Annotated in this window: 12 protein-coding genes; 5 read left to right on the plus strand and 7 right to left on the minus strand. The window is 60.3% G+C overall.

Annotated elements, in window-relative coordinates:
• Positions 1-43: 43 nt before the first annotated feature.
• Entirely contained in the window at positions 44-925 is an 882-nt protein-coding gene (cynR, locus tag CXF97_RS00675; RefSeq protein WP_101155212.1) for a transcriptional regulator CynR, read from the minus strand.
• A gap of 121 nt (positions 926-1,046) precedes the next feature.
• Here cynR and cynS point away from each other — a divergent pair, with 121 nt between their 5' ends.
• Positions 1,047-1,514, plus strand: a complete 468-nt coding sequence (cynS, locus tag CXF97_RS00680) for a cyanase (RefSeq protein ID WP_101155214.1) — start codon at positions 1,047-1,049, stop codon at positions 1,512-1,514.
• Between the two features lie 58 nt (positions 1,515-1,572).
• Entirely contained in the window at positions 1,573-2,232 is a 660-nt protein-coding gene (locus tag CXF97_RS00685; protein ID WP_101155216.1) for a carbonic anhydrase, read from the plus strand.
• A 121-nt stretch (positions 2,233-2,353) separates the two neighbouring features.
• On the opposite strand, the gene CXF97_RS00690 is transcribed toward CXF97_RS00685, so the two are convergent.
• Positions 2,354-3,856, minus strand: coding sequence for an aldehyde dehydrogenase family protein (locus CXF97_RS00690; protein ID WP_101155217.1), 1,503 nt, complete (start codon positions 3,854-3,856; stop codon positions 2,354-2,356).
• Positions 3,857-3,957: 101 nt separating this feature from the next.
• On the minus strand, positions 3,958-4,866 hold the full coding sequence (glsB, locus tag CXF97_RS00695) for a glutaminase B (protein ID WP_024013269.1): 909 nt from the start codon (positions 4,864-4,866) through the stop codon (positions 3,958-3,960).
• A gap of 139 nt (positions 4,867-5,005) precedes the next feature.
• On the opposite strand from glsB, the gene CXF97_RS00700 reads away from it, so the two are divergent.
• Entirely contained in the window at positions 5,006-5,494 is a 489-nt protein-coding gene (locus CXF97_RS00700; protein WP_101155219.1) for a GFA family protein, read from the plus strand.
• 32 nt (positions 5,495-5,526) lie between these two features.
• Here the strand turns inward: CXF97_RS00700 and CXF97_RS00705 are convergent, their stop codons facing one another.
• The 3 genes from CXF97_RS00705 to CXF97_RS00715 form a co-directional block, all read right to left on the minus strand.
• The gene (locus CXF97_RS00705; RefSeq protein ID WP_101155221.1) at positions 5,527-6,813 is read right to left on the minus strand and encodes an ATP-binding protein; all 1,287 of its coding nucleotides are present in this window, start codon (positions 6,811-6,813) and stop codon (positions 5,527-5,529) included.
• Entirely contained in the window at positions 6,814-7,521 is a 708-nt protein-coding gene (locus CXF97_RS00710) for a winged helix-turn-helix domain-containing protein (RefSeq protein ID WP_101155223.1), read from the minus strand.
• Positions 7,522-7,698: 177 nt separating this feature from the next.
• Complete coding sequence (locus CXF97_RS00715; RefSeq protein ID WP_041480839.1) at positions 7,699-8,307, minus strand: tRNA-(ms[2]io[6]A)-hydroxylase; 609 nt, start codon at positions 8,305-8,307, stop codon at positions 7,699-7,701.
• 160 nt (positions 8,308-8,467) lie between these two features.
• Here CXF97_RS00715 and CXF97_RS00720 point away from each other — a divergent pair, with 160 nt between their 5' ends.
• A complete protein-coding gene (locus tag CXF97_RS00720) occupies positions 8,468-9,331 on the plus strand; it encodes a universal stress protein (RefSeq protein WP_101155225.1) in 864 nt (287 codons plus the stop codon).
• Between the two features lie 86 nt (positions 9,332-9,417).
• Here the strand turns inward: CXF97_RS00720 and CXF97_RS00725 are convergent, their stop codons facing one another.
• The gene (locus CXF97_RS00725) at positions 9,418-9,888 is read right to left on the minus strand and encodes a DUF1289 domain-containing protein (protein ID WP_101155227.1); all 471 of its coding nucleotides are present in this window, start codon (positions 9,886-9,888) and stop codon (positions 9,418-9,420) included.
• A gap of 467 nt (positions 9,889-10,355) precedes the next feature.
• On the opposite strand from CXF97_RS00725, the gene acnB reads away from it, so the two are divergent.
• Positions 10,356-12,965, plus strand: coding sequence for a bifunctional aconitate hydratase 2/2-methylisocitrate dehydratase (gene acnB, locus CXF97_RS00730; RefSeq protein WP_101155229.1), 2,610 nt, complete (start codon positions 10,356-10,358; stop codon positions 12,963-12,965).
• The last annotated feature ends 95 nt before the right edge of the window (positions 12,966-13,060 follow it).

A 13,060-nucleotide genomic window follows, 5' to 3' on the forward strand; every position in this document is an offset into this window, starting at 1 on the left:
GTGGAGCAGGCCCTTTTTACATCCAGAACGCGCGCAAAGATGTTCATGCGTTATGCGTTTGCAGAACAAGGTCAACAAGCGCCAGCGCCGCCGCGCTGTGATAATTATTCCTGCGCCGCAACAACGCCGCTCCACGCTGCGGCGCCTCCCCTTCGACCCGCAAGCGGCGCAATGCCCGGTCATCGCTGGCAATCGCCTCGGGCAACATAGTCGCCAGCGGCGCATGCCGCACCACTTCCAGCAATGTACTCACCGAGTTCACCTCGATCCGCACCTGCGGCGTAATCCCCTGCTCGCGGAAATACTCATCAACCGATAACCGCGTGATGAAGCCCGGCGCCAGCAAGGCGAAATCCAGTGAAGCAACCTCCACCGGCGTCAACACCGAATGGCTGTCATACAGCGGATGCCCAGGCCCGACCATGATCCCCAGCGTCTCGGTAAACGCCGGTATGCATTCGATATCGGCATTGCGCACCGGCGTAAACGCGATCGCGACATCCAGCGAGTCATCCGTCAGCCCGGCCTCGATGTCGTCCATCGACAACTCGAAGATCTCCAGATGAATCCCGGGAAACCGTGCCCCGTAGTCGCGCACCAGTGGCCCGACCAGATACGCCATGAACGTCGGCGTCATCGCCAGGCGCAGCGTGCCGCGGGACAAGTCCTTCACGTCGTGCAAGGCGCGCTGCCCGGCTTCCAGCTCCACCAGCACGCGCCGCGCGCATTCGATGTAAGCCGCGCCGGCATCCGTCGGCTTCACCGTGCGCGAGGTGCGATCGAACAGGCTCACGCCGAGGGTCTCTTCCAGTTGCCTAATCTGCTGCGACAACGTCGGCTGCGACACATGCAGCGCTTCGGCGGCGCGGGTGAAGCCACCGTGATCGGCAACGGCGAGCAAATAACGCAAATGTCGCAACAGCATGAGGGCACCATCTATAGGCAGGACTTATGCGAAGCATTGTATATCGGTCTTGGACGCTATGAATCGACCGGCGCAACATTGTTTCCACACAAGCAAGCCAACCCCTGAAAGGAGTGACACCATGCAACAGTCCCACGCCTACAACGACAACAGCCTGGCCCTGACCACCCGCGTTCTCGACGCCAAGGCGAAAAAAGATCTGTCGTGGCAGGATCTTGCTGACGGCACCGGCCTCAGCCTGGCCTACGTCACTGCCGCCCTGCTCGGCCAGCATCCGTTGCCGGAAAACGCTGCTAAGGTGGTCGGCGACAAACTCGACCTCAGCGCGGATGACGTTGCCGCCCTGCAGATCATTCCTCTGCGTGGCAGCCTCAGCGGCGTGCCGACCGATCCGACCATCTACCGTTTTCACGAAATGATCCAGATCTACGGCACCACCCTCAAAGCGCTGGTCCATGAGCAGTTTGGTGATGGGATCATCAGCGCGATCAACTTCAAACTGGACATCAAGAAAGTCGAAGACCCGGAAGGCGGCTCCCGCGCCGTGGTGACCCTCGACGGCAAGTTTCTGCCCCTGCGCCCGTTCTGATGCGCCGGCCCGCACCCTGCGTGCGGGCCATCCGATTTCCGCCAAGAGGACACGCCCCATGAAAGCCTTGATCGACGGCTTCCTGAAATTCCAGAACGAAGCCTTCCCGCAACGCAGCGAACTGTTCAAACATCTGGCCACGACTCAGCAACCCGGCACGCTGTTCATCACTTGTTCCGACAGCCGTGTGGTGCCTGAGCTGCTGACCCAGCAGGAACCCGGCGAGCTGTTCGTGATCCGCAACGCCGGCAATATCGTGCCCTCCTACAGCCCGCATCCGGGCGGCGTGTCAGCGACGGTGGAGTATGCGGTGGCGGTGTTGGGAGTGACCGATATCGTGATTTGCGGCCACTCCGATTGCGGCGCGATGACCGCGATTGCCCAGTGCAAATGCATGGATCACCTGCCAGCCGTCAGCGGCTGGTTGCAGCATGCCGAGTCGGCGAAGGTGATGAACGAAGCGCGCGTGCATGGCAGCGACGCGGCGAAGTTGAGCTCGATGGTGCGCGAGAACGTGATCGCGCAACTGGCGAATATTCAGACCCACCCGAGTGTGCGCCTGGCCCAGGAGCAAGGGCGGCTGAATCTGCATGGCTGGGTCTATGACATCGAGACCGGTTCGATCGACGCGCTCACTTCCGATCGTCGCACCTTTGTACCGTTGGCCGAGCAACCAACCACTTGCGCGATCAGCGCTAGGACTTCCAACGCAGCCTGACGCCCGGGCCGGTGATCGTTCCCACGCTCTGCGTGGGAATGCAGGCCGTAACGCTCTGCGTCACTGGACGCGGAGCGTCCCTAGAGGCGTTCCCACGCAGAGCGTGGGAACGATCAACAGATCAGCGTTTCACCGTGAGATCAATCTGAGTCATGCGACTGCGCACGGTAAAAACGCCATCGCCGGAGAGAATTGCACTGCGCGCAAACAGGCGCCCGCTCTCCCAATTTGAAAGGCCCAGTTCCGGCTTGTTCAGCGCGTACTGGCCATCGACCCAACGCGTGATGCCGTTGCCCACGAACGGCGCATTCACGGCGTTATAGAAACGCTCCTGAGCCGCCGCATCCTCACTGATCAACGACACGGTGAATTGCGGGCTGTAACGGTTGAACAGCGCGATTGCCTGATCCAGGTCCTCGACGATCATCAGGCTGACTTCCGGGGTTTCCTCCCATTCCCACTCGCGGCCCAGGTCCGACTCGGGCAAGGATTCGGCCAGCGCTTCGGTCCGGTAACCCTGCGCACGATAAACCTCGACCGTCGCGTTCCGCCATTCGCTTGGCAGGCAACTTTCACTGCCCTCGATGATGTGCAATTTGCAGCCTTGGCCGCGCGCCGTGCCTGCGCCTTTCAACGCATCGAGAAACAGCGGCACCAGTTCAGCGGCGCGTTCACGCTGAATCAGGCAGACATTCAGGGTGTTGCAGACCTTGCGATCCAGCGAGTTGCGCACCACCGCCGCGAAGCGTGTGGCGTCTGCGTCACGGTCGGCGACCAGCCACGCGCCGCCGGTGCCATGCAGGCTCACGGCGGTGCCCGCCTGCTGGGCAATGCTGCCCAACTGGCTGACCGCGCGCCCCGAGCCACGCGCCACCGCCAGCGACAGACGCCGGTCGGCGAACATCGCCCAACCGGCGGCATGATTGACGCTTTCGACCAACGACACCGCGCCAACCGGCAAGCCGGCTTCGGCCAGTGCCGGGTTCAATCCATGGGTGACGATGGCTTGCGCGGTGCCCAACGCATCGCTGCCGATGCGCAGCACAGCGGTATTGCCAGTGCGCAACACCCCGGCAGCGTCAGCAAATACGTTGGGTCGGCCTTCGAAGACAAATGCGACGATGCCCAGCGGCGAGACGACTTGCTCAACCTTCCAGCCGTCGTGCTCGACGCTGCTGATGACTTTGCCACGCGTCGGTGGCGCATCACGCCAGGCGCGCAGCCCGGCGATCATGTCGCGGCGCATGCGTTCATCCGCGAGCAAGCGTGTGGTCGAACGACCGCGCGCCTTGGCCCGCTCGATGTCCGCGCGGTTGGCAGCTTCGATCTGCGTCCAGCATTCAGGATTTTCCAGGCGCTGAGCGAACAGGTCGAAGAATTGACCGATGGCTTCATCGGGCACTGTCGACAAAGCGCTGAATGCCGCAGCCGCACGCTCGATCGCCACCGAGGCGGCCTGTTGATCGGCCACAGGGATCAGCAACAACTCGCCTGTAACTTGCTCGACCAGCAAATGGTCTCCGGGCTGAAACCGCGCGGCCAGTTCGGGGCTGACCACGGTGACGCGGTTACCAGCGAAAGGGATCGGCGTGCCAGCGACTAGACGTTCGAGCGCAAGAGACATGAAGCGGATTCACCATGCAGAGGGCGGCCGGAAAATGTAGCGCAATACGGGCTCAAATACACCTCTACAAACACTAAACAAACCTGTGGTGTTCAGGTGGGTCAGAACACCGACCAGCCAATCCGCGAGCTCAGCAACTCCAGCGCCGCCATCCCCGCCAGCGAATTACCCGCCGCGTTCAACTCCGGCGACCAGACGCACACACTGAATTGCCCCGGCACTACCGCAACAATCCCGCCACCTACCCCGCTCTTGCCCGGCAGACCAACGCGATAAGCAAAGTTACCTGCCTCGTCATACAAACCGCTGGTCGCCATGATCGAGTTCACCTGCTGGGTCTGGCGGCGCGTCAGGATCTGCTCGCCACTGTGCTTGCAGAACCCGTCATTGGCCAGAAAGCAGAACGCCCGGGCCAGATCGATGCAATTCATCCGCAGCGCGCAATGGCTGAAATAGCTGCGCAATACTGCTTCGACATCGTTGTGAAAGTTGCCGAACGACTGCATCAGATACGCCATCGCCGCATTGCGCGCGCGGTGCTGGTATTCGGAGTCGGCGACCTTGCCGTCGATCATGATCTGCGGGTTGCCCGACAGGCGTCGGACGAAGTCGCGCATCGACAGTGTCGGTGCGGCGAAGCGCGACTGGTTGATGTCGCAGATGACCAGTGCCCCGGCATTGATGAACGGATTGCGCGGGCGGCCGCGCTCGAATTCCAGTTGCACCAGCGAGTTGAATGGCTGGCCGGACGGCTCGTGGCCAAGCCGTTCCCAGATCGCTTCGCCGGAATGATCGATGGCCTGTACCAGGCTGAACACCTTGGAAATACTCTGCACCGAGAACGGCGTTTCAGCGTCGCCGGCGCAGTACATTTCGCCATCGTTGCTGTACACGGCAATGCCCAATTGGTTGGCCGGCACGGTGCCGAGGGCGGGAATATAGTCAGCAACTTTGCCCTGCCCGATCAGGGGCCGGACCGCGTCAAGGATCTCGTTCAACAGCGCTTGCATGCCGGGTTCCGAAAGTCTCGCCCCATGGGATTGCGGGGACACTGGAGCTAGACGCTGCGCCCGCCGGTCGCATCACACCGGCAAGCGCGGCGCAAAATGTTCTAGGCTCAAGCGGACCATTCAGACACAGGAGAGCACCATGCACCTCGAAGGCTCCTGCCATTGCGGCAAAGTCACGTTCAGCCTTGACAGCGCCCATCCTTATCCCTATCAACGCTGCTACTGCTCGATCTGTCGCAAGACGCAGGGCGGTGGCGGTTATGCGATCAATCTCGGCGGCGATGCGACTACCCTCAAGGTTCGCGGACGCAAAAACATCAGCATCTATCACGCGAAGATGAAAGCTGAAAGCGATAAACGCGCCCATCGCAGCAGCGCCGAACGCCACTTCTGTGCGCTGTGCGGCAGCGGCCTTTGGCTGTTCAGCCCGGAGTGGCCAGAGCTGATTCATCCATTCGCCTCGGCGATCGACACGCCACTGCCGGTGCCGCCGGAACACACGCACCTGATGCTTGGTTCGAAAGCGCCGTGGGTTGAGCTCGAGGCCAAGCCGAAGGATCAGCAGTTTGATGAATATCCCGAAGAATCGATCGCCCAGTGGCATGAGCGACTCGGCGTGACCCGCTGAATACCGCGCCCTTCGCGAGCAGGCAATATCAATCAGTCCAGATGCGCCCAGGTCATCCTGAACAACGCTCCACCCCACACCGAATCGCCAACCTCAACCTGCCCACCATGGGACTGCGACACCCGCCGTACCAGCGCCAGACCCAGCCCGAAACCACCGGTGCGCCGGTCACGGCTGGCGTCGAGTCGCGAAAACGGTTCGAAGATTTTTCCCCGTCCATTCAGCGGCACGCCCGGCCCGTCATCGCTGACCCGCACTTCATAGTCATCGCCGTTGCGCAGCAGAGACACCTCAACGCGCTGCTCGGCATAGCGGATGGCGTTGCGCAAAAGGTTGATCACCGCCCTCGCCATAAAACGCGGTTCAATGCTCACGATGTCAACCTGGCAATCTGAGATCGACAACTGCACACCCGCCGCTTCAGCTTCCAACGCGACACTGCCGACAACGCTGTCGAGCCAGTCGGCCGCGTGAATTTTCTCGCGTTTGATTACCGTCGCGCCGTGCTCGAGGCTGGCGTAGGTCAGCAGCTCCGAGACCATTTCCTCAAGCTCTCCGAGGTCGGCATACATGTCGGCGATCAGCTCGCGATTCCGGCTTGGGTCCGGCTGTTGCTTTAGCTGATCGAGCTCGAACGAAAGCCGTGCGATCGGTGTGCGCAACTCGTGGGACACGGCGTTGGTCAGTTCGCGCTGGTTGGCGATCAGCCCCTCGATGCGCGCCGCCATCAGGTTGAAGTGCTCGGCCAGATCGCGGATGTTCGAGCGCCGCGATAACTGGATGCGCACCGACAAATCGTTCGCGCCGAAACGCTCGGCGGCCAGCCGCAGCTTTTCCAGGTCGCGCCAGTGTGGACGCACCCAGAAAAACAGAACGATGCCGATCAGCACTGCGAGCATCATGTAGGCTGCGGTGATGTAGAACGGCATCAGACTCGGCTCCGGCGGCAGCTTGATGCTGAGCAACTGCGCGCCACCATCGATATTGCTGATGAACTGTGTGTAATCGTCGCGGATCACCAGCAGATTCTGCGCCAGTTCGGCCTTTTCTTGCGGCGTCAGGGCCAGTTGATCGGCCTCGACCAGACTCAGCGACAGACCGTAATGCGCGCGCAATGAATCGAGTTTCTGTTCACGCTCGGCGCCCTGGCGACCTTGCAGATGATCGACCAGCGACCACGCCTGACCACGCACGGCTTCACGGTTGTAATCCTGCGTCTGGCTGTCGAGCAACGCGTTGAAGGTGTGCTCGACCGTCTGCAAGGCCAGCACCAGCCCCACTGTCATCACCAGAAACAGGCCGAGGAATAAGCGCAGCATCTACAATTCCCACGCAAATGGATTGAACAGATAGCCCTTGCCCCACACGGTCTTGATGCAGACCGGCTCGCGAGGGTTGTCCTTGAGTTTGTTGCGCAATTTGCTGATGTAGACGTCGACGCTGCGGTTGAGCCCGTCGAACGCAATACCGCGCATGCGGTTGAGTATGTCGTCACGCGAAAGAATCTTGCCCGCCGCGCTGGCGAGCAACCAGAGCAGCTCGAACTCCATGGTGGTCAGCTCGATCAGCTCACCGGCCAAGCGCACTTCACGGCAACTGCGGTCGATGCTCAATTGCCCGAACTCAAGCGAACTGACCACGCTGGTGTCCGGCATCTGTCGCCGTTGCAACGCCCGCAACCGCGCGAGCAATACCGGCGGTTTGATCGGTTTGATCACGTAATCGTCAGCGCCTGATTCCAGGCCGAGAATGTGATCGAGGTCGTCTTCCTTGGCCGTGAGGATGACGATCGGCGTATCCGACACGCTGCGAATTTCCCGGCAGACCTGCAACCCGCTCTGCCCCGGCAACATTAGATCCAGCACCACCATTTTCGGCTTGAATTCGAGAAACGCCGCCACGGCCAGATCGCCGCGATGCACCGTGCGTACCTCGTAGCCGTGTTGCTCAAGAAAGTGTGCGATCAGTGCGGAGAGACGTTCGTCGTCTTCGACCAGCAGAACTTTGCCGAAACCCAGGTTATCCATAACGACCGTTGCCAAGCCAAACGTGGAAGGGCCGATATTATGCGGGCATTCATCGAACAGGCGATGACGGCAGACAGCAAAAACCGGCCACGCGGGCCGGTTTTCGGTGATGTTTCATTCTCTTAAGAGTTTTTTACAATCAGACGATGATGTTCGTTTTTTGTAGGAGCTGCCCCGTCATGCGGCGACCGGAACACCGCTGTGGAAGCGGAATTCCTCGTCCGGCGATTCGATCAGTTCCTGCTCGGCCGCGCGGACGCGCTCGATCACCTGCGCGACATCCTTGGCATCACCATACTGATAGGCCAGTTTCAGATAACCCTGAAAATGCCGCGCCTCGCTTTTCAGCAGACCGAAATAGAATTTGCCCAGTTCTTCATCCAGATGCGGCACCAGTGCTTCGAAGCGTTCGCAACTGCGCGCTTCGATGAAGGCACCGACGACCAGCGTATCCACCAGTTTCACCGGTTCGTGACTGCGCACCACTTTGCGCAGGCCCGAGGCGTAACGGCCGGCGTGCAGTTGACGCAGCTCGATCTTGCGCCGCTTCATGATGCGCATGACCTGCTCGTGGTGCACCAGTTCTTCCCGGGCCAGACGCGACATCATGTTGATCAGGTCGACATGGGCGTGGTACTTGGCAATCAGGCTCAGCGCCGTGCTGGCGGCCTTGAACTCGCAGTTCTTGTGATCGATCAGCAGGGTTTCCTGGTCGGCCAATGCCGCCTGGACCCAGGCGTCGGGCGTGCGGCAGCCAAGGAATTCGTGGATTTCGGGAAGGATCATGGGGCTCACGGTAAAAAGGTGTTCGAGCGAAAGGCGCCGATTATACCGGCCTGCCCGCAGACCACCAGCAGCGGCTGTTGATATGCATCAAGTCGCAGACGTTCGGGTAGCAACTATAGTTGTGCAACGCCGTGCCTTTTCTTTGCTGGAGACTCCGCTCATGCAAGCCATTCGCAGCATTCTGGTGGTCATCGAACCTGAACATGCGCAAAGCCTGGCGCTCAAGCGCGCCAAGCTGATCGCCGGCGTCACTCAGGCCCACCTGCATCTACTGGTATGCGACAAGAAGCATGATCACGCTGGGCTGCTCAGCGTGCTCAAGGCTGCATTGCTCGCCGAAGGCTACAGCGTGACCACCGAACAGGCATGGAACGAGAGCCTGCACGAAACCATCATCGATGTGCAGCAGGCCGAGGGTTGCGGTCTGGTAATCAAGCAGCACTTTCCCGACAGCTCACTGAAAAAGGCTCTGCTGACCCCGGCCGACTGGAAGTTGCTGCGCCACTGCCCTACTCCGGTGCTGCTGGTGAAAACCGCTGGTTCGTGGAAGGACAAGGTCATCCTCGCGGCTGTTGATGTTGGTAATGCCGACGGTGAGCACCGGCATTTGCACAGCACCATCATTGATCATGGCTACGACATCGCCAGCCTGGCCAAGGCGCATCTGCATGTGATAACCGCGCATCCGTCACCGATGCTCTCGGCAGCCGATCCGACGTTTCAGCTCAAATCGACCATAGAAGCCAAATATCGCGAACAGTGTCGGGCGTTCCAGGCGGAGTTCGATGTCGATGACGAGCACCTGCACATCGAGGAAGGCCCGGCGGATGTGCTGATCCCGTTCATGGCGCACAAGCTCCAGGCCGCGGTAACGGTGATTGGCACGGTGGCGCGCAGCGGCCTGACAGGTGCGTTGATCGGCAATACCGCCGAAGCAGTGTTGGATGCGCTTGAGAGCGATGTGCTGGTGCTCAAGCCGCAGGAAGTTGAGGATCATCTGGTGGAATTGACCGTGAAACATTAAAAGCAAAAGATCGCAGCCTTCGGCAGCTCCTGCGGGTAGAACGCATTCCCATGTAGGAGCGGCCGAAGGCTGCGATCTTTTGCTGTTCAGGCGCCAAAGGCGTCTTTGAGGAAACCGGGGGCGATGTAGCGCTGATAATGCGCTTCCGACAGCAGGAAGAACTCACGATCAATGGCGTCACGCAGTTCCGGCAGGTTCCAGTCGCGGAACTCCGGCAGCAACACCATCCCGTACGCTTCCAGATTAACGATCACCCGCGCGCCCCGGGCAATCAACTGATAGGCCCAGCAATATTCCGACTGATGCGGTACGAAGCGGATCTTGCGCTGCTCCAGCTGCTCGCGCAGCCGCGCCGGGTCGAAGATCTCGACCTTGCTCGCCATCACTTGTGACAGCAATTGCTCCAGACGCAGCCAGACCGCGCGCTTTTCCTCCTCGTTGTACCCATTCCAATGGATCACTTCGTGGTGGAAACGCTTGCAGCCACGGCACACCAGGTCACCGTAAACGGTGGAGCAGAGGCCGACGCAGGGGGTCTTGATGGTCTGATTGGGCATAAATGGGCAGAACACTGAAACGCGGAACAGGCCGGCATGTTAGCCCTTTGTCGGGCATTGATCACCCCTCAAACAGCAAGGTCTCGCCAGCGCCTCACGTTTGCTCCGGCCGCGCTTATTGCCACGAAAGTCCAATAGAGCGCGACTTACCTTTAAATTTTTTTTGCCGTAGAATCAGCCAGCCTTTTAAGGCGCCAATGTCCGTTAGAAGCTGTTTTCAAAGCGTCACGAGCACAGTCGTTCCTTCAGAGCGGTGTTGGCGAAGGGTTTTTCCAGCGGGGAAAAGCCCAACGCCAACCCTCATCAGCTCCCCGTTCTGCAGGCGTAAAACTTTGAAAGCAGCTTCTGTAAGGAATTGCCGGTAATTCTGGCCGAACGACCCACAACGTCGTGACGCGCATGAGTACGGCAATTTCGGGATGAGCGTCCCGGACACCCATTTGGGACCACTGATGAGGGTAATAACTGTGCTTGAAGCCTACCGCAAACATATCGAAGAGCGTGCAGCCCTGGGTATCGTTCCCCAGCCGCTTAACGCCGAACAAACAGCAGGCCTGATCGAGCTGCTGAAAAACCCTCCGGCTGGCGAAGAAGCTTTCCTCGTTGACCTGATCACCAATCGCGTACCGCCTGGAGTGGACGAAGCCGCCTACGTCAAGGCCGGCTTCCTGTCTGCCCTGGCCAAGGGCGAAGCCTCCTCCCCTCTGCTGGACAAGAAACGCGCTGTCGAACTGCTCGGCACCATGCAGGGCGGCTACAACATCGTCACTCTGGTTGAACTGCTGGACGACGCCGAGCTGGCGCCAGTCGCCGCCGAAGAACTCAAGCACACCCTGCTGATGTTCGATGCTTTCCACGACGTCGCGGAAAAAGCCAAGAACGGCAACGTTCACGCCAAGGCCGTGCTGCAATCCTGGGCTGACGGCGAGTGGTTCAAGAAGCGCCCGGTGCTGGCCGACAAGATCAGCCTGCGCGTATTCAAGGTCACCGGCGAAACCAACACCGACGACCTCTCCCCTGCGCCAGACGCCTGGTCGCGTCCTGACATCCCGCTGCACGCCCTGGCCATGCTGAAAATGGCCCGTGACGGCATCGTTCCGGACGAGCAAGGCAAGACCGGCCCGATGAAGCAGATCGAAGAAATGCGCGGCCAGGGTTTCCCGATCGCCTACGTCGGTGACGTGGTCGGTACCGGTTCCTCGCGTAAATCGGCAACCAACTCGGTGCTGTGGTTCTTCGGCGACGACATCCCGTACGTGCCGAACAAGCGCGCTGGCGGTTTCTGCTTCGGCAGCAAGATCGCTCCGATCTTCTACAACACCATGGAAGATGCCGGCGCCCTGCCGATCGAGTTCGACGTGTCGAACATGAACATGGGCGATGTGATCGACCTGTACCCGCACGCTGGCAAAGTCTGCAAGCACGGTACCGACGAAGTCATCACCACCTTCGAAATGAAAACCCCGGTGCTGCTGGACGAAGTCCGTGCCGGCGGTCGTATCCCGCTGATCATTGGCCGGGGCCTGACCGAGAAGGCTCGTGCCGAACTGGGTCTGCCGGCATTCGATCTGTTCAAGAAGCCTGAAGCTCCGGCTGAAAGCACCAAGGGTTTCACCCTGGCGCAGAAAATGGTCGGCAAGGCCTGCGGTCTGGCAGAAGGCCAAGGCGTTCGTCCTGGCACCTACTGCGAACCGAAGATGACCACCGTGGGTTCTCAGGACACCACAGGTCCGATGACCCGTGACGAACTGAAAGACCTGGCGTGCCTGGGCTTCTCGGCTGATCTGGTGATGCAGTCGTTCTGCCACACCGCGGCTTATCCAAAGCCGATCGACGTGACCACCCACCACACGCTGCCTGACTTCATCATGACCCGTGGCGGCGTTTCCCTGCGTCCGGGCGACGGCATCATCCACTCGTGGCTGAACCGCATGCTGCTGCCGGACACCGTCGGTACCGGTGGTGACTCGCACACCCGCTTCCCGATGGGCATCTCGTTCCCGGCCGGTTCCGGTCTGGTCGCGTTCGCCGCTGCCACTGGTGTAATGCCACTGGACATGCCGGAATCGATCCTGGTGCGTTTCAAAGGCAAGATGAAACCTGGCATCACCCTGCGTGACCTGGTTCATGCCATTCCGTACTTCGCTATCCAGAACGGTCTGCTGACCGTCGAGAAGAAAGGCAAGAAAAACGCCTTCTCCGGCCGCATCCTGGAAATCGAAGGCCTGGAAGGTCTGACCCTGGAGCAGGCGTTCGAACTGTCCGACGCCTCGGCCGAACGTTCGGCTGCCGGTTGCACCATCAAGCTGTCGAAAGAGTCGATTACCGAGTACCTGCAGTCCAACATCACCCTGCTGCGCTGGATGATCGGCGAAGGCTACGGCGATGCACGTACTCTGGAGCGTCGTGCTCAGGCGATGGAAGCCTGGATCGCCAACCCGGAACTGATGGAAGCCGATGCCGACGCCGAATACGCCGAAGTCATCGAAATCGATCTGGCCGAGATCAACGAGCCTGTGCTCTGCGCGCCTAACGATCCGGACGACGCCCGTCTGCTGTCCAGCGTTGCTGGCGAGAAGATCGACGAAGTGTTCATCGGTTCGTGCATGACCAACATCGGTCACTTCCGCGCTGCCGGTAAACTGCTGGATCAGGTCAAGGGTCAGCTGCCAACCCGTCTGTGGCTGTCGCCGCCGACCAAGATGGACGCTCACCAACTGACCGAAGAAGGCTACTACGGCATCTACGGCAAGGCTGGCGCACGCATGGAAATGCCAGGCTGCTCGCTGTGCATGGGTAACCAGGCACGCGTTGAGCCGAACAGCACCGTGGTGTCGACGTCGACCCGTAACTTCCCGAACCGTCTGGGCGACGGCGCGAACGTCTACCTGGCCTCGGCTGAGCTGGCGTCCGTTGCTTCGATCCTGGGTCGCCTGCCGACCGTCGAGGAGTACATGGAATACGCTGGCAAGATCGACAGCATGGCGGCCGATGTCTACCGCTACCTGTCCTTCGACCAGATCGCCGAGTTCCGTGAGGCTGCTGCGAACGCCAAGATCCCGGTCGTTCAAGCCTAACGCTGCAACGCAATAAAAAACGCCGCCCATCGTGAGATGAGCGGCGTTTTTTTATGCCTGTGCTGATCGTTCCCACGCTCTGCGTGGGAACGCCT

The organism is Pseudomonas sp. Choline-02u-1, from assembly GCF_002836515.1.
Lineage (GTDB): Bacteria > Pseudomonadota > Gammaproteobacteria > Pseudomonadales > Pseudomonadaceae > Aquipseudomonas.

Excerpts from the sequence above, each read along its gene's own strand:
- CXF97_RS00705 (WP_101155221.1), bottom strand. The coding sequence starts at position 6,813 with ATGCTGCGCTTATTCCTCGGCCTGTTTCTGGTGATGACAGTGGGGCTG.
- glsB (WP_024013269.1), bottom strand. The coding sequence starts at position 4,866 with ATGCAAGCGCTGTTGAACGAGATCCTTGACGCGGTCCGGCCCCTGATC.
- CXF97_RS00715 (WP_041480839.1), bottom strand. The coding sequence starts at position 8,307 with ATGATCCTTCCCGAAATCCACGAATTCCTTGGCTGCCGCACGCCCGAC.
- CXF97_RS00720 (WP_101155225.1), top strand. The coding sequence starts at position 8,468 with ATGCAAGCCATTCGCAGCATTCTGGTGGTCATCGAACCTGAACATGCG.
- CXF97_RS00710 (WP_101155223.1), bottom strand. The coding sequence starts at position 7,521 with ATGGATAACCTGGGTTTCGGCAAAGTTCTGCTGGTCGAAGACGACGAA.
- CXF97_RS00725 (WP_101155227.1), bottom strand. The coding sequence starts at position 9,888 with ATGCCCAATCAGACCATCAAGACCCCCTGCGTCGGCCTCTGCTCCACC.
- CXF97_RS00700 (WP_101155219.1), top strand. The coding sequence starts at position 5,006 with ATGCACCTCGAAGGCTCCTGCCATTGCGGCAAAGTCACGTTCAGCCTT.
- cynS (WP_101155214.1), top strand. The coding sequence starts at position 1,047 with ATGCAACAGTCCCACGCCTACAACGACAACAGCCTGGCCCTGACCACC.
- cynR (WP_101155212.1), bottom strand. The coding sequence starts at position 925 with ATGCTGTTGCGACATTTGCGTTATTTGCTCGCCGTTGCCGATCACGGT.
- CXF97_RS00685 (WP_101155216.1), top strand. The coding sequence starts at position 1,573 with ATGAAAGCCTTGATCGACGGCTTCCTGAAATTCCAGAACGAAGCCTTC.
- CXF97_RS00690 (WP_101155217.1), bottom strand. The coding sequence starts at position 3,856 with ATGTCTCTTGCGCTCGAACGTCTAGTCGCTGGCACGCCGATCCCTTTC.